At 66.2% G+C, this 22774-nt stretch carries 17 protein-coding genes; 6 read left to right on the top strand and 11 right to left on the bottom strand.

What is annotated here, in order from left to right; genetic code table 11:
• Positions 1-52 precede the first annotated feature (52 nt).
• From SPO_RS03395 to SPO_RS03385, 3 genes are read left to right on the top strand one after another with little or no spacing between them, the layout of a single operon-like run.
• Positions 53-628 carry an ImuA family protein gene (locus SPO_RS03395; RefSeq protein WP_011046423.1) on the top strand — a complete coding sequence of 192 codons (576 nt, stop codon included), beginning with the start codon at positions 53-55 and terminating at the stop codon, positions 626-628.
• Complete coding sequence (locus SPO_RS03390) at positions 543-2021, top strand: Y-family DNA polymerase (RefSeq protein WP_044027893.1); 1479 nt, start codon at positions 543-545, stop codon at positions 2019-2021. Before SPO_RS03395 ends, SPO_RS03390 begins: the two co-directional genes overlap by 86 nt.
• On the top strand, positions 2018-5323 hold the full coding sequence (locus SPO_RS03385) for an error-prone DNA polymerase (protein ID WP_011046421.1): 3306 nt from the start codon (positions 2018-2020) through the stop codon (positions 5321-5323). Before SPO_RS03390 ends, SPO_RS03385 begins: the two co-directional genes overlap by 4 nt.
• Positions 5324-5411: 88 nt before the next feature.
• Here the strand turns inward: SPO_RS03385 and hisG are convergent, their stop codons facing one another.
• From hisG to SPO_RS03365, 4 genes are all read right to left on the bottom strand, one after another.
• Entirely contained in the window at positions 5412-6104 is a 693-nt protein-coding gene (gene hisG, locus SPO_RS03380; protein WP_011046420.1) for an ATP phosphoribosyltransferase, read from the bottom strand.
• The gene (locus SPO_RS03375; protein ID WP_011046419.1) at positions 6101-7189 is read right to left on the bottom strand and encodes an ATP phosphoribosyltransferase regulatory subunit; all 1089 of its coding nucleotides are present in this window, start codon (positions 7187-7189) and stop codon (positions 6101-6103) included. Before SPO_RS03375 ends, hisG begins: the two co-directional genes overlap by 4 nt.
• Entirely contained in the window at positions 7186-8673 is a 1488-nt protein-coding gene (gene hisS / locus SPO_RS03370) for a histidine--tRNA ligase (RefSeq protein ID WP_011046418.1), read from the bottom strand. The genes SPO_RS03375 and hisS overlap by 4 nt, the downstream gene beginning before the upstream one ends.
• Before the next feature lie 89 nt (positions 8674-8762).
• The gene (locus SPO_RS03365; protein ID WP_011046417.1) at positions 8763-9566 is read right to left on the bottom strand and encodes a crotonase/enoyl-CoA hydratase family protein; all 804 of its coding nucleotides are present in this window, start codon (positions 9564-9566) and stop codon (positions 8763-8765) included.
• 104 nt (positions 9567-9670) lie between these two features.
• Between SPO_RS03365 and SPO_RS03360 the strand changes: the two genes are divergently transcribed.
• On the top strand, positions 9671-9865 hold the full coding sequence (locus SPO_RS03360; protein WP_011046416.1) for a SlyX family protein: 195 nt from the start codon (positions 9671-9673) through the stop codon (positions 9863-9865).
• A 28-nt stretch (positions 9866-9893) separates the two neighbouring features.
• Here the strand turns inward: SPO_RS03360 and SPO_RS03355 are convergent, their stop codons facing one another.
• The 6 genes from SPO_RS03355 to SPO_RS03330 all read right to left on the bottom strand — a co-directional run bounded on the left by SPO_RS03355 (position 9894) and on the right by SPO_RS03330 (position 16437).
• Positions 9894-10892: an ABC transporter ATP-binding protein gene (locus tag SPO_RS03355; RefSeq protein WP_011046415.1), complete on the bottom strand. Its 999-nt coding sequence runs from the start codon at positions 10890-10892 to the stop codon at positions 9894-9896.
• The gene (locus SPO_RS03350) at positions 10893-11882 is read right to left on the bottom strand and encodes an ABC transporter ATP-binding protein (RefSeq protein ID WP_051420310.1); all 990 of its coding nucleotides are present in this window, start codon (positions 11880-11882) and stop codon (positions 10893-10895) included.
• On the bottom strand, positions 11882-12769 hold the full coding sequence (locus tag SPO_RS03345; RefSeq protein ID WP_011046413.1) for an ABC transporter permease: 888 nt from the start codon (positions 12767-12769) through the stop codon (positions 11882-11884). Before SPO_RS03345 ends, SPO_RS03350 begins: the two co-directional genes overlap by 1 nt.
• Positions 12766-13743 (bottom strand): ABC transporter permease, encoded by a 978-nt coding sequence (locus SPO_RS03340; protein ID WP_011046412.1) that lies wholly within the window; start codon positions 13741-13743, stop codon positions 12766-12768. The genes SPO_RS03345 and SPO_RS03340 overlap by 4 nt, the downstream gene beginning before the upstream one ends.
• Positions 13744-13810: 67 nt before the next feature.
• The gene (locus SPO_RS03335) at positions 13811-15385 is read right to left on the bottom strand and encodes an ABC transporter substrate-binding protein (RefSeq protein ID WP_011046411.1); all 1575 of its coding nucleotides are present in this window, start codon (positions 15383-15385) and stop codon (positions 13811-13813) included.
• Between the two features lie 119 nt (positions 15386-15504).
• Positions 15505-16437, bottom strand: a complete 933-nt coding sequence (locus SPO_RS03330; RefSeq protein ID WP_011046410.1) for a LysR family transcriptional regulator — start codon at positions 16435-16437, stop codon at positions 15505-15507.
• A 98-nt stretch (positions 16438-16535) separates the two neighbouring features.
• On the opposite strand from SPO_RS03330, the gene SPO_RS03325 reads away from it, so the two are divergent.
• On the top strand, positions 16536-18179 hold the full coding sequence (locus tag SPO_RS03325; protein ID WP_011046409.1) for an amidohydrolase: 1644 nt from the start codon (positions 16536-16538) through the stop codon (positions 18177-18179).
• Positions 18179-19075 carry a CobW family GTP-binding protein gene (locus SPO_RS22120; protein ID WP_011046408.1) on the top strand — a complete coding sequence of 299 codons (897 nt, stop codon included), beginning with the start codon at positions 18179-18181 and terminating at the stop codon, positions 19073-19075. The genes SPO_RS03325 and SPO_RS22120 overlap by 1 nt, the downstream gene beginning before the upstream one ends.
• Positions 19076-19081: 6 nt before the next feature.
• Here the strand turns inward: SPO_RS22120 and dnaE are convergent, their stop codons facing one another.
• Positions 19082-22645, bottom strand: coding sequence for a DNA polymerase III subunit alpha (dnaE, locus tag SPO_RS03315; protein WP_011046407.1), 3564 nt, complete (start codon positions 22643-22645; stop codon positions 19082-19084).
• Between the last annotated feature and the right edge of the window lie 129 nt (positions 22646-22774).

Here is a 22774-nt window from a genome sequence, read left to right as displayed (position 1 = left end):
CGCCGGGCCAAGAGTATTTGAACCCTGCCCCGCCTGCGGTTACTTTTGGTCCATGTCGTCCCTGAACGCCTCCTTTCCCCTGCGCCCCGGTCGGGTGCACGAAGCCTGTGGCCCTCTGGCCGTGGCCATGGCCGCTGTCGCCGCCGCGCAGGTGAGCGGCCTTCTGTGGCTGCGCGAAAGCTGGCGGCCCGAGCTGATCAACCCGCTGGGACTGGCCGATTATTTCGACCCCGCACGGTTGCTGCTGGCCCAGACCAGGGACCAGACCGACACCCTGGCCGTGGCCGAGGAAAGCCTGCGCGACGGCGCCCTGCCCCTGGTGGTGATCGAGCTGAGCGCGCCGCTGAGCCTGACCGCCGGGAGGCGCCTGCAACTGGCGGCCAAGGATGGCAAGACAACCGGATTGTGCCTGATCCCCGAGGGCATGGGTAGCAATGCGGCCGAAACCCGGTGGCATTGCGCCCCGGTTTTCGACCCATCGGACTCGACTCTGATGCGGTGGGAAATTATTAAGAACAAATCAGGAACATTGGGGGCCTGGCATGTTCGATGGAATAGGGCGTCGCGTCGTCTCGATCTGGTTTCCCCGGCTGGCAAGCGACCGGGCCCTGCGGGCGCGCCCGGTTGATGGCCCCTTTGCCCTGACATTGAAACAGGCCAATGCGGACCGGCTCTATTGTCTCGATACCGGGGCGGAGCGGGCCGGGCTGCATTGCGGCATGGCCTATGCGGATGCCCGCGCCTTTTGCCCCGACCTGCAAACCCGGCCCGCGGATCCGGCGGGCGATGCGCGCTTCCTGCGGATGCTGCGCCGCTGGGCCACGCGCTATTGCCCCTGGGTCGGGCTCGAGGGGCGCGACGGTCTGGTGCTGGACATCACCGGGGCGGCGCATCTGTTCGGCGGCGAGGCGATGCTGCTCTCCGACATGCGCCAGCGCCTTGTGCGCGCGGGTCTGGCCGCCCGAATCGGGCTGGCCGATACGCGTGGCGCGGCCTGGGCGCTGGCCCATCATGGCGAGGGGCGCACCGAACCCGGCCAGCCGCTGGCGGCGCTGGAACATCTGCCCGTCGCCGCCCTGCGCCTGAGCGAGGAGGCCGTGACCGGCCTGACCCGTCTGGGCCTGCGCAGGATCGGCGAGCTCGAGCGCACCGCCCGCGCGCCGCTGACCCGCCGTTTCGGCCCCGAGCTGTTGCTGCGGCTGGATCAGGCGATGGGGCGCCAGCCCGAACAGATCTCGCCCCTGGCCGAACCGCCCCATTACGGGGTTCGCCTGACCCTGCCCGAGCCGATCGGCCTGTTCGATGACGTGATGGCGGGCACCGGACGCCTGCTGGACCAGCTTTGCGCCAGACTCAAGGCGCAGGAGGCGGGCGCGCGCAGCCTGTGCCTGACCCTGCGCCGGGTCGATCAGGAGGCGCAGACGGTCGAGCTGCGCCTGGCCCGCCCGCTGCGCGATGCCGCCCGTATCCTGCCGCTGTTCGAACGCGGCGTGCGCGAGGTCGACGCCGGCTATGGCATCGACCAGATGCGGCTGGAGGCAACCCGGGTCGAGCCGCAGCCGGTGCGCCAGCTCAGCCATGTCTCCTCGGGCCGGGCCGACCGTCTGGACGACCTGATCAGCCGGATCGGCACCCGGATCGGGCTGGAGAATATCCAGCGGTTTCTGCCGGTCGACAGCCATATCCCCGAGCGCGGCTTTACCATCGCCGCCGCGGCCTGGTCGGAACCGGGCGGACCCTGGGCGCCGCCCCGCCCGCGCCCGATCCTGCTGTTCCCGCCCGAACCCCTCACCGCCACCGGCACGCGCCCGCCCGAACGGTTCCGCTGGCGGCGCATGTCGCTGAGCACGGCGCGCGCCACCGGGCCGGAACGGATCGCCCCCGAATGGTGGCTGCCCGACGAGAACTGGCGCGGCGGGGTCCGCGATTATTGGCATGTCGAGACCCGGCAGGGGCGGCGGCTGTGGCTGTTCCACACGCCGCAGAACCCGGGCTGGTTCGTACAGGGGGAATTCGCATGACCTATGCCGAGCTTTGCGTCACCACCAATTTCACCTTTCTCACCGGCGCCTCGCACCCCGAGGAGATGATCACCCGCGCCGCCGAGCTGGGCCTGCATGCCATCGCCATCACCGACCGCAACTCGCTGGCCGGGGTGGTGCGGGCCTATGCCGCGCTAAAGGAGTTGCGGCGCGAGGCGGACGAGGCCATCCGCATCCGCTCGCAGCACCGGATCGATTCCTGCTCGCGTCAGGAGGTCGGGCATCCGCAGCCGATCGCCCGGCCCGAGGCGCCGCGCCTGCCCCGGCTGATCACCGGCTGCCGCCTGGTGCTGCGCGACAGCCCGCTGCACTGGATCGCCCTGCCCCGCGACCGCGCCGCCTATCAGCGGCTGACCCGGCTGCTGACGCTGGGCAAACGGCGGGCGGAAAAGGGCGATTGCCATCTCGATCTGGCCGACCTGCTGGCGGGCTGCACCGGCATGATCCTGATCGCGCTGCCGCAGGGGCGGCTCGACGGGGCCCTGCCCCATCTTCAGCAAGTGCAGCGCCGCTTTCCCGGTCACGTGTTTCTGGGCGCGGCACCGCGCTATGACGGGTCCGATCAGGCCTGGCTGGCCGCCTGCGCCCGGCTGGCCCTGCGCAGCTCGGCCCCGATGGTGGCGGTGGGCGATGCGCTGATGCATCGCGCCAATCGCCGCCAGCTGGCCGATGTGCTGACCTGCATGCGCGAACATATCACCATCGACCGGATCGGCACCCGCGCCCTGCCCAATGCCGAACGCCGCCTCAAGGGCCATGCCGACATGGCCCGGCTGTTCCGCGACCACCCCGCCGCGCTGCGCCGCACGCTGGACATCGCCGCCCGGTGCAGTTTCTGCCTGAGCGAGCTGAGCTATGAATATCCCGACGAGGTTGCCGAGGGCGAAACCCCGCAGGCCCGGTTGGAACGGCTGACCGCCGAGGGAATCGTGCGCCGCTATCCAGGCGGCGCGCCCCAGCGCGTGCATGAGCTGGTGGCCAAGGAGCTCAAGCTGGTCGCCGAACTGGGTTTTCCCGCCTATTTCCTGACGGTGCACGACATTGTCCAGTTCGCCCGTTCGCAGGGCATCCTCTGCCAGGGGCGCGGCTCGGCGGCGAACTCGATCCTGTGCTATCTGCTGGGCATCACCGATGTCTCGCCCGACCAGATCGCCATGGTCTTCGAGCGCTTCATCTCGAAATACCGGGGCGAGCCGCCGGATATCGACGTCGATTTCGAACATGAGCGGCGCGAAGAGGTGATCCAGTGGATTTACCAGAGATACGGCCGCCACCGCGCCGGTCTCTGCGCCACGGTGATCCATTTCCGCTCGCGCGCCGCCATCCGCGAGGTGGGCAAGGTCATGGGCCTCAGCCAGGACGTGACCGCCAGCCTCTCGGGCCAGATCTGGGGGCAGTCCAACGGCGGCGCCGACCCCGAGCGGATGCGCGAGCTGGGCCTTGACCCCGAGGACCGGCGGCTGGCCCTGACCATCCGCCTGATCGGCGAGATCATCGGCTTTCCCCGCCATCTGTCGCAGCATGTGGGCGGCTTTGTCATCACCCGCGGGCGGCTCGACGAACTGGCCCCGATCGAGAATGCCGCGATGGAGGACCGCACCCTCATCGAATGGGACAAGGACGATATCGACACGCTGGGCATCCTCAAGGTCGATGTGCTGGGACTGGGCATGCTGACCTGTATCCGCAAGGCCTTTGACCTGATGCGAGAGCACGAGCAGCGGCATCTGAGCATCGACACCGTGCCGCAAGAGGACGCGGCCACCTATGACATGCTCTGCGCCGCCGATGCGGTGGGCGTGTTTCAGGTGGAAAGCCGCGCACAGATGAATTTCCTGCCCCGGATGCGGCCACGCACCTTTTACGATCTGGTGATCGAGGTCGCCATCGTCCGCCCCGGCCCGATCCAGGGCGGCATGGTGCAACCCTATATCCGGCGCCGTCAGGGGCTGGAAAAGGCCGAACCCTTTGGCCCGGAATTGGCGGCGGTGACCGCGCGCACCCTCGGCGTGCCGCTGTTTCAGGAACAGGCGCTGCAAATCGCCGTGGTGGGCGCGGGCTATACGGCGGAAGAGGCCGACCACCTGCGCCGCTCGCTTGCCTCGTTCCGGCGCATGGGCACGATCGGAGCGCATCGGGACACCTTCATCGCCGGCATGCGGCGCAACGGTTATAGCCAGGAGGTGGCCGAACGCTGTTTCGGCCAGATCGAGGGCTTTGCCGATTACGGTTTTCCCGAAAGCCACGCGGCGGCCTTTGCCATGCTGGCCTATGTCTCGGCCTGGCTGAAATGCCATCACCCGGCGATCTTTGCCTGCGCACTGCTGAACGCGCAGCCGATGGGGTTTTATGCCCCGGCCCAGATCGTGCGCGATGCCCGCGACCACCAGGTTGAGCTGCGCCCGATCTGCGTCAATGCCAGCGACTGGGACAACCGGCTGGAACGGCGCGCCGACGGGGCGCTGGCCCTGCGGCTGGGCTTTCGCCAGATCAAGGGATTCCGCGAAGAGGATGCCGCCTGGATCGTGGCGGCCCGTGGCAACGGCTATCCCGATCCCCAGGCGCTGTGGCTGCGCGCCGGGGTGACGCCGGCGGTGCTGGAACGGCTGGCCGAGGCGGATGCCTTTGCCGATATGGGGATCGGGCGGCGCGACGCGCTCTGGCAGGTGCGGGCGATCCGGGGGCAGGCGCCGCTGCCTCTGTTCAACGATCCGCTCGACGGCGAGATCATCCACGAACCGCAGGTGACCCTGCCCGCCATGCATCTGGGCGAGGAGGTGGTCGAGGATTACGTGTCGATGCGCCTGACCCTGCGCGCCCACCCGATGGAGCTGCTGCGCCCCGCGATCCCCGGCCTGACCCCGCATGACAAGCTGGCCAGCGTGGCAGCCCACCGGGTCAGCGTCTGCGGCCTTGTCATCACCCGCCAGCGCCCGGGCACCGCCTCGGGGGTGATCTTTCTGACACTCGAGGATGAAACCGGGGTCAGCAACGTGGTGGTCTGGCCCAAGATCTATGAACAGTTCCGCCGCATCGTGATGGGCGGGCGGCTGTTGCGGGTGACCGGCACCCTGCAACGCGAGGGGATCGTGGTGCACCTGATTGCCCAGCGGATCGAGGATCTCTCTCCCCGCCTCGCCGATCTGGGCCATCCGATGGACAGCGCGGTCGGCCAGACCACGCCGCAGACCGACAGCGCGCCCCGTCCGCGTCCGCAACCCCGGGCCATGCACCCCAGGGAGCAGGCCAAACGCCTGTTCCCCAGCCGCGATTTCCACTGAGGCCCCACCGTTTCATTTCGCCCGAAATACTCCGGGGGAGTCTACAAAATTCGACGAATTTTGTAGGCGGGGGCAGCGCCCCCTTCCCCTATTTCGCCAAACGGTCCAGCAACAGCTCAAGCACCTGCTTGTCTGCGGCCTCCAGCGGCGCGGTGCGGCTGCGCCAGAGCGTCGCCTGACTGCGCAGGATCAAACCGTCGCTCAGGATTTTCAGGTGGTTGGCGCGCAGGGTCTCGCCGGTCGAGGTGATGTCGGCGATCGCCTCGGCGGTCTCGTTTTTGACGGTGCCCTCGGTCGCGCCCTGGCTGTCGACCAGAGTGTAATCGGCCACCCCCGCATCGGTCAGGAAATCGCGCACCAGCCGGTGATATTTGGTGGCGATGCGCAACCGGTGCCCGTGCCGCGCCCGGAACCCCGCCGCCGCCGCGTCGAGATCATCCAGCGTATCCACATCCGCCCAGCAGGCGGGTACCGCGATGATCAGGTCGGCCTGGCCAAAGCCCAGCTGCGCCAGTTCCTCCAGCTGCTGATCCCAGAGCGGCAGTTTCTCATGCACCAGATCGGTGCCGGTGACGCCCAGATGAATGCGCCCCGCCGCCAGTTCGCGCGGGATTTCCCCGGCTGAAAGCAGCACCAGCGACACGCCCTCGATGCCATCGACGCGACCGGCATATTCGCGATCCGACCCGGTGCGGCTGAGCGTGATGCCGCGCTTGTCGAACCAGGCAAAGGTCTTTTCCATCAGCCGCCCCTTGGACGGCACCCCAAGCTTCAGGCTCATGTCTCGGCCTCCGCAAGCAGCAGCATCAGGCCGGGACGCAGCACGCCGCCCACCGCCGGGATCTCGGCGCCGTTACCCAGCCGCCGGGTCAGCGCGTCATAGCGCCCCCCGGTCGCGATGGGCGGCAGATCGGGGCGCCGCTCGGCATAGAAGCCAAAGACGAAGCCGTCATAGTATTCCATCGAGGTCCGCCCATAGGAGGCTTCGAAATCGAGCCGGTCCACGTTGATCCCGCGCGCGCGCAGAGCGGCGATGCGCGCCTCCAGCCGGTCGAGCGCCGGGGTGATCTGGGGCAGGTCCACCGCGATGTCGCGCAGATGCTCCAGCGCATAGGGCATGGTTTCGCGCACTGACAGCAGCGCATCCAGCCCGGCCATCTCGTTATCCGAGATCGGCGCGGCGGCGGCATCCGCACGCAGCACCTCGATCCGGGCCTCGACCTCGGCGCGGCTGCGTTTGCCGATCTCGGGCGCGCCATCAGCGAGCGGCTCCGATTCTGCGAGCAGCGCGGCGCGCGCGGGCGGCACCGTAGTACGGCCCGCGTAACGATCAAGCAGCGCCCGGAACCGGCGCGGACGCCAGATATGGCGCATCAGAGCGGCCTTGCGCGGCTCGGTGGTTTTCAGGCCCTCGACCGCGGCCATCAGGATGCCGATGTCACCGGTGGCCGCCCGCAGCGCCAGACCGTCAAGCGCCTGGGCGATCAGGGCAAAGACCTCGGCATCGGCGGCGGCGGGGTTGGTGCGGTCGAACACCTCATACCCCACCTGGATATATTCATTGGCGCGGTCGGGGTCATGCTCTTGCCGCCGGAACACCTCGCCCGCATAGGTATAGCGGGCGGGTTCTGCGCCGTGTTCCATGTGTTTCTGCACCACCGGCACGGTGAAATCCGGGCGCAGCATCTGCTCGCCCCTCAGCGCGTCCGAGGTGACATAGGCGCGCGCGCGGATATCCTCGCCATAAAGGTCGAGAAGGGTTTCGGCCGGTTGCAGGATCGGCGTTTCCACCCCCTGGGCACCTGCGGCCTCGAAACCGGCGCGCAGTCGCGCGGCCTGCTCCAGAATACGGGCGCGGGTGATCATCCCGCCTGCTCCGCCAGAATCTCGCGCACCTTGGCCACCAGATCGGCGCGCGCCACCTCGTATTGGCTGGGGCGTTCCTTCCATTCTTCCAGCGTGGCATTGGCGGCGATCTGGGCGCCCAGGATCAGGTCTTTGATCTGTACCACGCCATTGGCCCTTTCATCGCCGCCTTCGATCACGGCAACCGGCGAGTTGCGCTTGTCGGCATATTTGAGCTGGTTGCCAAAATTCTTGGGGTTGCCCAGATAAACCTCGGCCCGGATGCCCGCGTTGCGCAGCTCGGCCACCATCGCCTGATAGTCGGCCATGCGGTCGCGATCCATCACCGTGACCACGACCGGGCCGCGCTCGGCGGTCCGTATCCGGCCCTTCTCGCGCAGGGCGGCGAGCAGACGGTCAACGCCGATGGAAACACCCGTTGCCGGGACTTCCTGTCCGGTGAAGCGCTTGACCAGATCGTCATAACGCCCACCACCCGAGACAGAGCCGAACTGCCGCTTGCGGCCCTTTTCGTCGAAAATTTCAAAGGTCAACTCGGCCTCGTAAACCGGCCCGGTGTAATAGCCCAGGCCCCGCACGACCGAGGGGTCGATCACGATCCGGTCCGGGCCGTAACCGCCCGCGGCCAGCAGATCGCCGATCTGTTCCAGCTCGTCGATGCCCTGAACCCCGATCTGCGAGGCGCCCACCGCCGCGCGCAGGTTCGCCACGGTTGTGGCCGCATCCGCGCCCCTGGAGGTCAGGAAAGCCAGCACCGGTCCGGCCTGATCGTCGCTCAGACCCACGCCGTCGATAAACGCGCCCGAGGCGTCGAGCCGTCCTTTGCCCAGCAGTTCGCGCACACCGTCCTCACCGACCTTGTCGAACTTGTCGATGGTGCGCAGCACGGCGTCGCGCTGGCCCTCGTCGGCCAGGCCCATGGTCTCCAGCACCCCATTCAGGACCTTGCGGTTGTTCACCCGCACCACATAGTCGCCGCGCGGGATGCCGACGGTTTCCAGCGTGTCGCTGAGCATGGCGCAGATTTCGGCATCGGCGGCCATGGACGCGCTGCCCACTGTATCCGCATCGCATTGATAAAACTGGCGATATCGACCCGGGCCGGGTTTCTCGTTGCGCCAGACCGGCCCCATCGCGTAGCGGCGGTAAGGTGTCGGCAGGTCGTTGCGGTGCTGGGCGTAGACGCGCGCAAGCGGCGCGGTCAGGTCATAGCGCAGCGCCATCCAGTCGCCTGCGCCGTCATCCTCGGATTCCTGCCAGGCAAAGACGCCCTCATTGGGGCGATCGACATCGGGCAGAAACTTGCCCAGCGCCTCGACCGTCTCGACCGCGCTGCTTTCCAGCGCCTCAAAGCCGTAGCGATGATAGACCCCGGCGATGTCGCGCAGCATCTCGGTGCGCTGGGTCACCTCGGCGCCGAAATAGTCGCGAAAGCCCTTGGGCGTCTCGGCCTTGGGGCGGGGCGTTTTCTTGGGCTTGGCCATGACGGGCGTCCTCGCACGGTCGTTGTTCCGCGCGCGGTCTAGCCCATGGCCCGGCCCGGGGCAAGGCGCAGCACCGCCGCAGATCGCGTTCAGATATCGGCAAAATCGCCGCCACGCCCCTTGCCGGCGGCAAAGCGGGCGGCCCCGGCGCGACCTTCGGCGGCAAATGTGGCGGTCGAGCGCCATTCACGGCTGAGCGCGGCGGCCAGGTCCGCGGGCGCCATGCGCGCGGAGAGGTGGTCGGCCAGCATGCAGGCCTGCGGAAACCGGGTGAGCTCACGTGCCAGTTCCCGCGCCATGGCCAGCGCCTGCCCCTTGGGGCAGATGCGGTTGGCAAAGCCCATTGCCAGCGCCTCGTCCGCCGCGATGGCGCGCCCGGTCAGGATCAGGTCGCTGGCCCGCCCCTGCCCCAGGATGCGCGGCAGGCGCACGGTGCCGCCGTCGATCAGCGGCACGCCCCAGCGGCGGCAGAACACGCCCGCCACCGCGCCCTGGGCCATCACCCTCAGATCGCACCACGCGGCCAGTTCCATGCCGCCCGCCACCGCCGGACCCTCGATCGCGGCAATCACCGGTTTCGACAGCATCAGCCGCGAAGGGCCCATCGGGCCGGGGCGCGGGTCGCTGATGGGATCGTCCCAGCCCGCGGGCAGATCGAGCGAGGTGATCCAGGCATCCGCCGCGCCAGAACCGGCCGATTTCAGATCGAAGCCGGCGCAAAAGGCGCCGCCCGCCCCGGTCAGAATGGCGACGCGCTGGTCGGAATCGCCCTCGAAATCCAGAAACGCCTGATAGAGCGCGCGCGCCGTGTCGGGATCGACCGCGTTGCGGGCCTCTGGCCGGTTGATGGTGATGGTGGTGACGCCCTCGGCGCTGTCGATGATCACGCTCATGTCTGTCCTCCCTGCCGCAACTGTCGGACCGTGGAGGCGGGGCTGGCAAGCGTGACGTTGCGCCTGTATGGGAAGGGGACACACCACTGTGAAAGGACAGCGCCATGACGCATCTCGAAGAACGGATCGCGCATCTGACCCGTACGGTGGATGAATTGAGCGATGTGGTAGCCCGCCAGCAGGACGAGATCGACCGGCTGACCCGGCGGGTCGCGATGCTGTGGCAGCGCGAGGCAGACCGATCGCAAGAGGGCAGCGGCGGCGTGATCCTGGGCGACGAACGCCCGCCGCATTACTGACCCAGGCTGACCCCGACCGTACGCCCGGTCACAGCGGCGCAGTTCCGTCCTCTCCCACCAGATGGCAGGCGACGCGCTGGCCACCGGAGACCGTGCGCAGCGACGGCTCCCGGGCGCGGCATTGCGGCTGCGCCACCGGGCAGCGATTGGCGAACCGGCACCCAGGCGGCAGGTTCACCGGATCGGGTGGATCGCCCGGGATCAGGATGCGCCGCGTCGCTGCGCGGCGCGCCTTGTCGACCGAGGGCACCGCAGAGAGCAGCGCCGCCGTATAGGGATGCAGCGGGTTGTTGAACAGGCTCAGCCGGGGGCCATGTTCGACGATCCGGCCCATATACATCACCGCGATGGAATCGCACATGTGCTGGACCACGCCCAGATCGTGGCTGATGAAGAGATAGGTCAGCCCGAATTCCTTTTGCAGCCGCCGGAGCAGATTGAGGATCTGCGCCTGTACCGCCACGTCCAGCGCCGAAACCGGCTCGTCGCAGATGATCAGCTCGGGCCGGGTGGCCAACGCCCGGGCGATGCCGATGCGTTGCCGCTGTCCGCCCGAGAATTGATGAGGGAACAGCCGTTTCTGCTCGGGCCGCAAACCGACCTGCACGAACAGTTCGTCGATCACCTTTTGCTGGTCGTCGCGCGACATGTCGGTGAGGCTTTGCAGCGGTTCGCGCACCACATCCTCGGCCCGCTGGCGCGGGTTGAGGCTGGAATATGGGTCCTGAAAGATGAACTGCACCTTGCGGCGGACCTGACGCAGGGCCTCGCCCTCAAGCCCCAGGATATCGGCCCCGTCCAGCTCGACTCGACCGGAATGCGCCGCCACCAACCGCGCCACCGCCAGCGCGGTGGTGGTCTTGCCCGAGCCGCTTTCGCCCACGATGGCCAGCGTCTCGCCCCGCGCCAGTGCAAAGCTGACGCCGTCGACCGCATCAAGGTACTGTTTGCGGCCAAACACGCCGCCACGGCGCACCGCAAAGCGCACGGTCAGGTTTTCGACGTCGAGAAGGGGCCGGTCGGTCATCTACAGCGTCTCCGCATGCCAGCAATCGGCCAGCTGTCCGTTGTCAAACCCCATTGCCGGGGGGCGCTGGCGCAGGCATTGCTCGGTCCGGTAGGCGCAGCGCGAGGCAAAAAGGCAGCGATCCTGCCCGAATTCGCGCAGGCCGGGCACGATGCCGGGCACCTCGGTCAGGTCGGGGCGGTCCTCGGTCAAAGTCGCCATGATATGGGGCACGCAGGAAATCAGCCCCTTGGTATAGGGGTGGCGCGGATGCTCGATGATCTGGTCCACCGGCCCGATCTCGGCATTGCGCCCGGCATACATGACGATCATCCGCTCGGCCATTTCCGCCACTGCCCCCATGTCATGGGTGATCAGGATGATCGAGGTACCGGTATCGCGCCGCAGATCGCGCAGCAGGTCGAAGATCTGCGCCTGCACGGTCACATCCAGCGCGGTGGTCGGCTCGTCCGCGATCAGGATCTTGGGACGGCAGGCCAGTGCCATGGCGATCATCACCCGCTGGCGCTGCCCACCCGACATCTGGAACGGGTAATCCCCCGCCCGCGCCCGCGCATTGGGGATGCGCACCGCGTCCAGCAGATCGGCCGCCATGTCACGGGCAGCGCGGGCCGACAGGCCCTGATGGGCGCGCAGCACCTCGGCGATCTGCTCGCCCACCGTGTAGACCGGGTTGAGCGAGGTCATCGGCTCCTGAAAGATCATCGAGATCTCGTTGCCGCGAATGTCGCGCAGGCGGCTGTCGCTGGCCGCGGTCAGGTCCTCACCCTCAAGCAGGATGCGGCCCGAGGCGACACGCCCCACCCCCTCAGGCAAGAGGCCCATGATCGCCAGCGCGGTCATCGACTTGCCGCAGCCGCTTTCGCCGACAAAGCTGATGTTCTCGCCATGCCCCAGTTCAAAGGACAGGTTGTCGATCACCGGCGCCACGCCCGCGCGGGTGGTCAACTCGATCCGCAGGTTTTCGACCTTGAGCAGTGCTTCGGTCATCAGCGCGCCCTCAGTTTCGGGTTGAGCGCATCGTTGAGCCCGTCGCCCACCAGCGAGATGCACAGAACGGTGACAAAGATCGCCACGCCCGGAATGGTGACGGTAAAGCTGGCATCCAGGAAATAGGTCCGGTTCGAGCCGATGATCTGGCCCCAGCTGACCACGTTGGGATCGGTCAGGCCAAGAAAGGACAGCCCCGCCTCGAACAGGATGGCAGATCCCACCATCAGCGCCGATTGCACGATGATCGGCGGCAGCGCGTTTGGCAGGATCACCCGGAACATCAGCTTGGCGTTTTTTGCCCCCGAGGCGCGGCTGGCGGTGACATATTCCAGCTCGCGGATGCGCAGGAACTCGGCCCGGGTGATGCGCGCCACGGCGGTCCAGCTGACCACGCCGATGGCAAAGGTGATCATCGGCAGCGAGGCCCCGAACAGCGCCACGATCACCATCGAGAACAGCAGCGTCGGCAGCACCTGAAAGAACTCGGTAAAGCGCATCAGCGCCTCTTCGACCCAGCCGCGATAGAACCCGGCCAGCGCCCCCACGGTGACACCGATGAAGATCGAGACAAAGGCGGCGGACAGGCCGATGATGATCGACACCCGCGCGCCGCTGATGATCATCGCCAGCAGGTCGCGGCCCAGGTAATCGGTGCCCAGGATGAAATCCCAGTTCTCGCCGGGCCGGGTGAAGGGCGCCCAGACCATGTCATAGGGGTCGCGGCCATACAGCGCCGGGCCGATCAGGGCCAGCACGCAGATCAGCACCAGCAGCACCAGCGCCACCAGCGCGGCATGGTTGCGGCGGAACATCTCCCAGGCCTCGGCAAAGGGATGGCGGGCCTGTTCCGGCGCTTCTTCGGGCAGGGTCACGGGTTCGCTCATCTCTTGCCCCCCACGCGCGGATCGACCAGGCGCAGGGCCAGATCGGTCAGCAGGTTACCCACGATCACCACCAGCGCCGAAAAGAACAGGATGCCCAGGATCAGCGGCGTGTCGCGGGCCAGGATCGACTGAAAGGCCAGCGTGCCCAGACCCGGCCAGGAAAACACGGTCTCTACCAGCACCGCCCCCGACACCACCGCCGAAAGTTGCAGCCCCGCCAGCGTGATCACCGGCGACAGCGCGTTCTTCAGCGCGTGTTTATAGACCACCTGCCGCGGGCTCAGCCCCTTGGCCTTGGCGGTGCGCACATAATCCGATCCCAGCACCTCCATCATCGCCGCACGCGACAGGCGCGAATAGAGCGCCAGAAAGATCGAGGCCAGTGTCAGCATCGGCAAGACCAGGTGATGGGCGATATCCAGCGCCTGAACGAAGAAACCGCCCTCGACGGTGACATCGCGCATGCCCGCCACCGGGAACAGCGGCACCATCAGCGAGAACATCACCAGCATCAGCAACCCGGTCCAGAACACCGGTGCCGAATAGCCGAACAGCGCCAGGAAGGTCACGAAATGGCTGAGGATGCCATTGGGCTTGCGGGCCGAGAACACGCCCAGCACCACCCCCACCACCAGCGCCAGCAGTTGCGCCGAGATCACCAGAAGCAGGGTTGCCGGCAGGCGGCTGAGGATCAGGTTGGTGACCTTGTCACTGTAGAAATAGGAATAGCCCAGATCGAATTGCAGCACATTGCCGATATAGCGGCCAAGCTGCACCAGGAACGGCTGATCCAGCCCGTACTCGCGACGGATCTGCTCCAGCGCCTCGGCGTCGATGCCGCCTGCCGCCTGGGCGATGGTATCGGCCACATCCCCCGGCGCCGCGTGCATCAGCGAGAAGTTCAGCACCAGAACCGCAACCAGCAGAAGCGCGGCATAGAGAATACGTATCAGGGTGACGCGCAGAAAGTTCACCAGAGGACCCCGCCGTTCGGAAATGCCCCGGCGGACCAGTGCCGCCGGGGTCGGTGTCGCGGTCGCGTTACTCTTTCAGCCAGACCTGATCGAGCGGTGACGAGGTCGACCAGATGCCGTTCACCGGCGCGTTCATCACCTTGTTGGAATAGACCGTGTGATAAGGCAGCGTCTGGACAAAGTAGATCGGCACCTCGTCATTCACGATGCTCTGGAACTCGGCATAAAGCGCCTTGCGCTTCTCGGGGTCGTTCTCCTTGCCGGCCATGTCCAACAGCTCGTCCACCCGGGCGTTGGAATAGCCTTGGGTGTTGGACCACACGCCCTTGGCGATGTTCGAGGTCAGATAGGTGCGATGCACCCCGATCGACGGGTCACCCCAGTTGAACACGGCGTCCCAGCTGAGGTCGAAATCCATCGTGCCCATGCGCTTGGCCCAGGTCGGGAAATCGGCGCTGGCGCGGACCTCGACATTGATGCCCACCTTTTTCAATGCAGCACGCACATATTCCACATGCGGCTTGGCCGAGGGCCAGCCATAGTCGATGGTGACCGCGAACCGCTCGTCCCCCTTCATCGGGTAACCGGCCTCGTCCAGCAGGGCGTTGGCCTTGTCGAGGTCAAGCGCATAGGCGTTGACATCGGCGTTGTAGAACGGGCTGTCGGGGTGGATGCCGGTATTGGAATCCTGCACCGTGCCCTGCATCAGCGCGTTCTGGATGAAGTTCTTGTCGATCGCATAGGCAATCGCCTGGCGCACCCGCTTGTCGGCCAGCGGCCCCTTGGTGGTGTTGATCGCCAGCCAGTCCAGCGCGCCGATGGCGCCATAGCCGGTGGGCGTGACGGTCAGATGGTCGACCTTCTTCAACCGGTTGATGATCAACGGCTCGCTTTCGAAGGCGCCGAAATCCAGCTCGCCGTTCTCATAGGCGATGGCGCGGGCCGAGCTGTCGGTGATGATCCGCATCACGATCTTGTCCAGATACGGGCGCCCCTCGATAAAGAAGTCGTCGAACCGCTCAAGGATAACATGTTCGCCATTCTTGTATTCGGCCAGCTTGAAGGGGCCGGACCCGACCACATTCTCGATGTTGCGGGGATGGGTCTTGAAGTCCTGACCATCGCCATAGATGTGCTCGGGGATGATCGACATAAGCTGTCCCGACATGGCCAGCATCAGGCCTGGATGCGGATGGGACAGGTTGAGCACGGCGGTATGATCATCCGGCGTGTCGACCGAGGTGACCGGCGCGAACATGGATTTGAACGGATGCGCCTCCTGGATCACCTTGACCGAAAAGGCGATATCGGACGAGGTGATCGGGTGGCCGTCGTGAAACACCGCGTTCTTGACCAGGTTGAGCGTGACCTTGAGCCCGTCGGCGGACACCTCCCAGCTTTCGGCCAAATAGGGTTGCGGCGTCCAGCTGTCGTCATAACGCAGCGGCGAGGCAAAGAGTTGCGCACCGGGGAAGCCGGTGACGATCCCCGATTGCACCGCCGAATTGAGGGTACGCAGGTTGTTGCCAAGCTGTGTCTTGAGCGTACCGCCCCGGCGCGGTTCCTCGGCGGTTGCGGTGGTTCCGACCAGAACAGACGCGACGGCGGTCGCGGCAATCAGGCCCTTGAACAGATGTTTCACGGGGTAGTCCTCCTGGTTGGTCTTTTGTTATGGAATCGAGCGTAGCCGACCCATTCAGACCAAAAAACAGGATTAATTATGCCTCATTCCCACATTTTTCCGGGGATAGACTGCTGACCTTAACGCGGGCAACGCACCACAAGGTCCTCGAACACACCCCGATCCCTCAGCTCGATACAGCTTTGTACAAAGGCCCGTACCATGCGGGTCTGCTGGGCCCCTGCCATGGTTGCGATGCCGAAAACCGGAGTGTGCGGCACGCCGCTGATCGGCACGATGCGATAGCGCGACTCGCTTTCGCGATAGTCGACCGGCCGGATGTTGAGCAGCGAAAAGCCAAAACCGCCCGCCACCAGCGCCCGCACGATTTCCGAGGAACGGGTGGAATGGGCGATGTTGGGCGTCAGGCCCAGCGCCTCGAACATGCCGACGAAATAATCGCGGGTATGTGGCAGGTCGAGCATCACCATCGGCCGGGTGGCCAGTTCCGCAAAAGTGGTGCTGGCCTGGCCCGCCAGCGGATCGTCGACCGGCACCATCGCATAGGGCGGCGCATCGAAGAGTGGTTCGAAATCGCAGCGCTCGCTCAGCACCTCGGAATAGGTAAAGGCGACATCGGCCTCGCCCTCGTCAAGGAACTCCATGATCCGGGCCATGTTGCCTTCGAGCAGCTGGATCGACAGATCGGGGAAGCCTTCGGTGATCGCGCGCAACACCGGCGGCAGGAACGAGGGCGCGGCGGTGGCGTAGCAGGCGATGCGCACGGTGCCCCGGGTCAGCCCGCCAAGCGAGCTCAACTCCTCTTCGAATTGGCGCGACCGGTGGATGAACCGGCGGATCAGGCCCAGCGCGTCGCGACCCGACGCCGTGGTGCGGATGCCACGCGCCGGGGTGCGTACGAACAGGTCGAAGCCCAGTCCGCTTTCGAGAGCGTCGATGGCGGCGGTGATCGAACTTTGCGAGATGTTCAGCTCTTCGGCGGCCTTGGCGATCGACCCAGACCGATCCGCCGCCTCGACATAGCGCAACTGCTTCAGGGTAAAGTTCAACATGGTCTTCCCCTAAAAATCCGATCTTAGCCCCCAGTTAATTCCATTTTTTCCACGAAAGAAAGCGCCCTAAGCTTGGGTCGACAGACAGGGAGGGCCCCATGGCCGAGACGATCATCTATGCTGCCCGCAAAATCATCACCATGGCGCCCTCTCGTCCCGAGGTCAGCCATGTGGCGGTGCGCGACGGGCGTATTCTGGGCATCGGCACGCTTGAGGAACTGGCCAGCTGGGGCGATTACCGGCTGGATGACCGCTTTGCCGGCAAGGTTCTGATGCCCGGCTTTGTCGAGGGGCATGCCCACACGATGGAGGGCACACTGTGGCGCAACGTCTATGTGGGGTGGTTCGACCGGATGGACCCAGAGGGCCGAGTCTGGCCCGGGCTGAAATCCATAGACGCGGTGGTGGCGCGGCTGCGCGAGGCCGAGGCACAGATGAGCGGGCCCGAGACGCCTCTGGCGGCCTGGGCGCTTGACCCGATCTATATGGAGAACCGCCGGGTGACCCGGCTTGAGCTGGATCAGGTCTCGACCACCCGGCCGATCGGCATCCTGCATGCTTCGGGCCATATCATGAACGTCAACACCCGCGCGCTGGAACTGGCCGGGTTGATGAAACCCGGGGTGAACCATCCCGGCATCCCGCTGGGCGAGGACGGGCTGCCGCTTGGCCCGCTTTACGGCCCCGACGCGATGACGCCGGTGGGGCCCCATGTGGGGTTCGACCGGGCGATGACCGATTGCGACGAACGGGGCCTGCGCGACTATGGCAAGCTCTGCGTGCGGGCGGGCGTGACCACCTGCACCGACCTGGCCGCCCGCCTGACCGATGACAGCGTCGACATGATGTTGCGGGTCACCGGCGAGGAGGACTATCCCGCCTGTATCGTGCCGCTGCGCGTTTTCTTTGGCATGAGTGCCGAAGAGATCGTCGACTATTGCGTTTCGCTCAAGCCGCGCTCGACCGAGCGCCTGCGGCTGGGGCGGATCAAGGCGGTGGCCGATGGTTCGATCCAGGGGTTTTCCGCCCGGCTGCGCTGGCCCGGTTATTACAACGGCGCGCCAAACGGTCTGTGGTACACCGCGCCCGAGCAGATGTCCGAGCTTTATCACAGGGCACTGGCCGCCGGGCTGCAGGTACATACCCATACCAATGGCGATCAGGCCACCCAGATGGCGCTGGACATGCTGGAACCCGCGCTCAAGGCGCATCCCAGCCCCGACCACCGCTTTACCCTGCAGCATTGCCAGATGGCCGACGCGGCGCAGTTCCGCAAGATGCGCAGCCTGGGCATGAATGTGAACCTGTTTGCCAACCACCATTTCTATTGGGGGGACGAGCATTACCGGCTGACCGTGGGACCGGAACGGGCCTGCCGGATGAATGCCTGCCGCACCGCGCTGGATACCGGCGTGCCCATGGCCATTCACTCGGATGCACCGGTCACCCCGCTGGGGCCTCTCTTTACCGCCTGGGCGGCGGTCAACCGGATCACCGCCTCGGGCCGGGTGCAGGGCGAAGAGGAGCGGATCAGCGTTTCCGAGGCGCTTTACGCGATCACCCTGGGGGCCGCCTATACCCTGCATATGGATGGCGAGGTCGGCTCGATCGAGGTGGGCAAGCGGGCCGATTTCGCGGTGCTCGACAGTGACCCGACCCAGGCCGATCCGATGGCGCTCAAGGATATCGGTGTCTGGGGCACGGTGCAGGGCGGACGGATCTTTCCGGCATCGGCGCTTTGATGACGCCGCTTCCGGTCACCGTCATCGGCGGCTATCTGGGTGCCGGCAAGACGACGCTGGTCAATCACCTGTTGCGCCATGCGGCGGGGCGCCGGCTGGCGGTACTGGTCAACGAATTCGGCGACCTGCCCATCGACGCCGACCTGATCGAGGCCGAAGAGGACGGCATGATCTCGATCGCGGGGGGCTGCATCTGCTGTTCCTTCGGCAGCGACCTGATCGGCGCGCTCAACGATCTGGCGGCGATGGAGCCGCGTCCCGACCATATCCTGGTGGAAAGCTCGGGCGTCGCGATCCCCGGTGCCATCGTGTCGACCATGCTGCTGGCCGATGGTATCCGATCCGACGGGATCGTGGTGGTGGTGGACGGCGAAACCGTGCGCCAGCGCGCACAGGACGATTATGTCGGCGACACCATCACCCGGCAGCTTTCGGATGCCGAGATCGTTGTGGTGAACAAGACCGATCTGCTAGCGCATGCGGTGCAAACCGAGTTGATGGAATGGCTGGCCGAGGCCGCCCCCGGCGCCATCGCCATCCCGGCTGAACGCGGCCGGGTGGCACCCGGCGCGTTGCTGGGTGTGCTGCCCGCCCCCGGCACGGGCCAGCCCGCCCACCATTCCGACCGCCTGTTTGACAGTCTGGTCTTGGCCCCGGAAGGTGGCCAGCCGATCGAGCGGCTGGCGCGCGACCTGGCCACTGGCCCCCATGGGGTGATCCGCGCCAAAGGCTATCTGCGCGATATCGAAGGGGCATTGTGGCTGATCCAGACCGTGGGCCGCCGCTGGGAGGTCACCCCCGCGCAAGGCCCGCACCAGACGGGCCTTGTCTGTATCGGTTTTCGCGACCGCCTGGACCGCAGTGGCCTGGCCGCGCTGGCCGGGGCCACGGTCTGAGGGCGCTCACATCTCTTCGACGTCCACCACCCCGTCGAGCGATTTCAGCGCGCCCTTGATCTGCGGGTTCAAGGGAAACTCCTGCCCCAGATCCATCTCGACCTCGCCGGGCAGGCCCGGATCCATCAGGCACAGCTGCACCGGACCCCGCGCCGCATTGCGCGCAGCCTGCGCCGCCTCGGCCAGGATATGGGCCACCGTCTCGACCGCGCCGGCATTGTCCATGAACACCCGCAGGCCGGTGGCGCCGGCCTCGGCCACCACCGCATCGGCGGGGCCGACCGAACGCGCCAAGAGCTTGAGCTGATCGGCCTCCATCGTCGCCTCGGCGGTCAGCACCACGTGGGAGCCGGTTTCGAGGAACTCGCGGCTTTTCTCCAGCACCTCCGAGAACAGCGTGACCTCGAAGGCGCCGGTCGGGTCGGACATCTGGGCAAAGGCAAAGCGGTTGCCGCGCGCCGATTTGCGTTCCTGCCGGCCGGCGACGACGCCTGCCATCTTGGCCAGCACCGGGCCGGAGCGCGCCTGTTCGGTGACCTCGTCCAGCGTCAGTACGCCCTTGCGTTTCAGCGCCGGCATATAGTCGTCGAGCGGATGGCCCGAGAGGTAGAAGCCGATGGCCTTGAACTCCTCTGACAGGCGCTCGGCGGGCAGCCAGTCGGGCGCCTGCGCCAGACGCGGTTCGGGCAGGTCGTCACCGGCCTCGCCAAAGAGCGAGACCTGGTTGGAGCTTTTCTGTTCGAAGATGGCGCCGGAATAGGCCATCAGCGCCTCGATACTGTCGAACACCCGACGCCGGTTGGGATCGAGCTGGTCAAAGGCCCCGGCGCGCGCCATCATCTCGAGCGGGCGCTTGCCGACCTTTTTCAGGTCCACCCGGCGGGCGAAATCGAACAGGGTCACAAAGGGGCGCTCCTCGGCCCTGTCGGGCCTCCTCGCGGCGTCGCGCGAAGACGCCGGTTCCGGCGGATGAGCGCCCTGGCGGCCTTCGACCACCAGGCGCATCGCCTCGACGCCCACATTCTTGAGCGCGCCCAGCGCATAGACAAGCTCTCCGCCAACCACGTCGAACGTGGCCTGAGACCGGTTCACGCAGGGCGGCACATAGGGCAGGCCCAGCCCCTTGCGGACCTCTTCGAAATAGACCGCCAGCTTGTCGGTGAGGTGGATATCGCAGTTCATGACACCCGCCATGAACTCCACCGGGTGGTTCGCCTTCAGCCAGGCGGTCTGGTAGCTGACCACCGCATAGGCGGCGGCGTGCGATTTGTTGAAACCGTAGTTGGCGAATTTTTCGAGCAGGTCGAACACCTCGGAGGCCTTCTTGGCATCGACGCCATTCTCTGCCGCGCCGGTTTCGAACTTGGGCCGCTCGGCGTCCATCGCCTCCTTGATCTTCTTGCCCATGGCGCGGCGCAGCAGGTCGGCGCCACCCAGGCTGTAGCCCGCCATCACCTGCGCGATCTGCATCACCTGTTCCTGATAGACGATGATGCCCTGCGTTTCCTCGAGGATATGGTCGATGAGCGGATGCACCGAGGTGATCTCGCGCAGCCCGTTCTTCACCTCGCAATAGACCGGGATGTTTTCCATCGGCCCCGGGCGATAAAGCGCCACGAGGGCCACGATATCCTCGATACAAGTGGGCTTCATGCGCTTGAGCGCATCCATCATGCCCGAGCTTTCCACCTGGAACACCGCCACCGTCTTGGCCGCCGAGTAGAGCTTGTAGGTCGGTACGTCGTCCAGCGGGATGGCGTTGATCTGGTTCTCGGCCCCTTCGGCGGGGTCATAAAGCTGGCGCCCGTCAGCGGCCACATGCAGCGGGCGCCCCGATTTGAAGATCAGGTCCATCGCGTTCTGGATGACGGTCAGGGTCTTCAGGCCCAGGAAGTCGAACTTGACCAGCCCGGCCTGTTCCACCCATTTCATGTTGAACTGGGTCGCCGGCATGTCCGAGCGCGGATCCTGATAGAGCGGCACCAGCGCGTCCAGCGGCCGGTCTCCGATCACCACACCGGCGGCATGGGTCGAGGCGTTTCTGAGCAACCCCTCGACCTGCTGGCCATAGGTCAGCAGCCGGTCGACCACCTCTTCGTTGCGGGCCTCTTCGCGCAGGCGCGGTTCGTCCTTCAGCGCCTTTTCGATACTGACGGGCTTGACCCCCTCGACCGGGATCATCTTGGACAGACGATCGACCTGGCCATAGGGCATCTGCAAGACCCGCCCGATGTCGCGCACGGCGGCCTTGGACAAAAGCGCACCAAAGGTGATGATCTGCCCCACCTTGTCGCGGCCGTATTTCTCCTGCACGTAGCGGATCACCTCTTCGCGCCGGTCCATGCAGAAGTCGATGTCGAAGTCGGGCATCGAGACCCGTTCGGGATTGAGAAACCGTTCGAACAGCAGCGAATAGCGCAGCGGATCAAGGTCGGTGATGGTCAGCGCATAGGCGACCAGCGACCCCGCACCCGAACCCCGCCCCGGCCCCACCGGAATATCATGATCCTTGGCCCATTTGATGAAGTCGGCGACGATCAGGAAGTATCCGGGAAAGCCCATCCCCTCGATGATGTCGAGTTCGAAATCGAGCCGTTTCTGGTAATCCTCGGCGCTGACCGCATGCGGGATGACCGCCAGTCGGGCCTGCAGGCCCTCGTTGGCCTGACGGCGCAGTTCCACGACCTCGTCATCGGCGAATTTCGGCAGGATCGGGTCGCGCCGATAGGCCATGAAGGCACAGCGCCGCGCGATCTCGACCGTATTCTCGATCGCCTCGGGCAGGTCGGCGAACAGGGTCGCCATCTCTTGCGGCGATTTCAGGTAATGCTGCGCGGTCAGGCGGCGGCGGCCCTCGGCCTGGTCCACATAGGCGCCGTCGGCGATACAGATCAGCGCGTCATGCGCCTCGTACATGCCGGCCTCGGGGAAATAGACATCATTGGTGGCCACCAGCGGCAGGCCCTTGGCATAGGCCATTTCCACATGGCCGCGTTCGGTCAGGCGCTCCGCCTCGGGCGCGCCACCTTCGCCCGGATGGCGCTGCAACTCGATATAAAACCGATCGGCAAAGATGGCCGCCAGCCGATCCACCAGCGCCTCGGCCGCCGGGCGCTGACCGGCCTGCAACAGCCGTCCCACCGGCCCGTCCGGCCCGCCGCTGAGACAGATAAGCCCGTCGCCCAGCGCCTCCAGTTCCTCCAGCGTGACCTGTGGCAGTTGTCCGCCCTTGTCCACGTAAAGGCAGCTGTTGAGCTTCATCAGGTTCTCATACCCGGCCTCGTTCTGCGCCAGCAGAACCAGCGGCGCCGGCGGCTTGGGCCGTTCGCCCGGCATCGCGGCGACATAGGCCAGATCCAGCTGACAGCCGATGATCGGCTGAATGCCCGCCCCGCTGGCCCCGACCGAGAATTCCAGCGCCGCAAACAGGTTGTTGGTATCGGTCACCGCCACCGCCGGCATGCCCATCTTGTCGCAAAGCGCGGGCAGTTTCTTTAGCCGGACCGCCCCCTCCAGAAGGGAGTATTCGGTGTGAAGACGAAGGTGGATGAATCGGGGATTGCTGCTCATGGGCGCGACGATAGGCGATCCGCTTCGCAGGCGCCACGGCGGATGTTTTCCGACCCGCGAAAAGCCCGATTGCCGGGGCTATGTGCATAGCTTAGCCAGATGGGAGAAGGCTCAACCCCACTCCCCGAG

Source organism: Ruegeria pomeroyi DSS-3 (assembly GCF_000011965.2).
GTDB classification, from domain to species: Bacteria; Pseudomonadota; Alphaproteobacteria; order Rhodobacterales; family Rhodobacteraceae; genus Ruegeria_B; species Ruegeria_B pomeroyi.
This window is presented reverse-complemented; position numbering and strand designations above follow the sequence as displayed.

Bases quoted from the DNA above. Each gene is read 5' to 3' on its own strand.
- SPO_RS03395 (WP_011046423.1), top strand. From the start codon at position 53: ATGTCGTCCCTGAACGCCTCCTTTCCCCTGCGCCCCGGTCGGGTGCAC.
- SPO_RS03390 (WP_044027893.1), top strand. From the start codon at position 543: ATGTTCGATGGAATAGGGCGTCGCGTCGTCTCGATCTGGTTTCCCCGG.
- SPO_RS03385 (WP_011046421.1), top strand. From the start codon at position 2,018: ATGACCTATGCCGAGCTTTGCGTCACCACCAATTTCACCTTTCTCACC.
- hisG (WP_011046420.1), bottom strand. From the start codon at position 6,104: ATGAGCCTGAAGCTTGGGGTGCCGTCCAAGGGGCGGCTGATGGAAAAG.
- SPO_RS03375 (WP_011046419.1), bottom strand. From the start codon at position 7,189: ATGATCACCCGCGCCCGTATTCTGGAGCAGGCCGCGCGACTGCGCGCC.
- hisS (WP_011046418.1), bottom strand. From the start codon at position 8,673: ATGGCCAAGCCCAAGAAAACGCCCCGCCCCAAGGCCGAGACGCCCAAG.
- SPO_RS03365 (WP_011046417.1), bottom strand. From the start codon at position 9,566: ATGAGCGTGATCATCGACAGCGCCGAGGGCGTCACCACCATCACCATC.
- SPO_RS03360 (WP_011046416.1), top strand. From the start codon at position 9,671: ATGACGCATCTCGAAGAACGGATCGCGCATCTGACCCGTACGGTGGAT.
- SPO_RS03355 (WP_011046415.1), bottom strand. From the start codon at position 10,892: ATGACCGACCGGCCCCTTCTCGACGTCGAAAACCTGACCGTGCGCTTT.
- SPO_RS03350 (WP_051420310.1), bottom strand. From the start codon at position 11,882: ATGACCGAAGCACTGCTCAAGGTCGAAAACCTGCGGATCGAGTTGACC.
- SPO_RS03345 (WP_011046413.1), bottom strand. From the start codon at position 12,769: ATGAGCGAACCCGTGACCCTGCCCGAAGAAGCGCCGGAACAGGCCCGC.
- SPO_RS03330 (WP_011046410.1), bottom strand. From the start codon at position 16,437: ATGTTGAACTTTACCCTGAAGCAGTTGCGCTATGTCGAGGCGGCGGAT.
- SPO_RS03325 (WP_011046409.1), top strand. From the start codon at position 16,536: ATGGCCGAGACGATCATCTATGCTGCCCGCAAAATCATCACCATGGCG.
- SPO_RS22120 (WP_011046408.1), top strand. From the start codon at position 18,179: ATGACGCCGCTTCCGGTCACCGTCATCGGCGGCTATCTGGGTGCCGGC.
- dnaE (WP_011046407.1), bottom strand. From the start codon at position 22,645: ATGAGCAGCAATCCCCGATTCATCCACCTTCGTCTTCACACCGAATAC.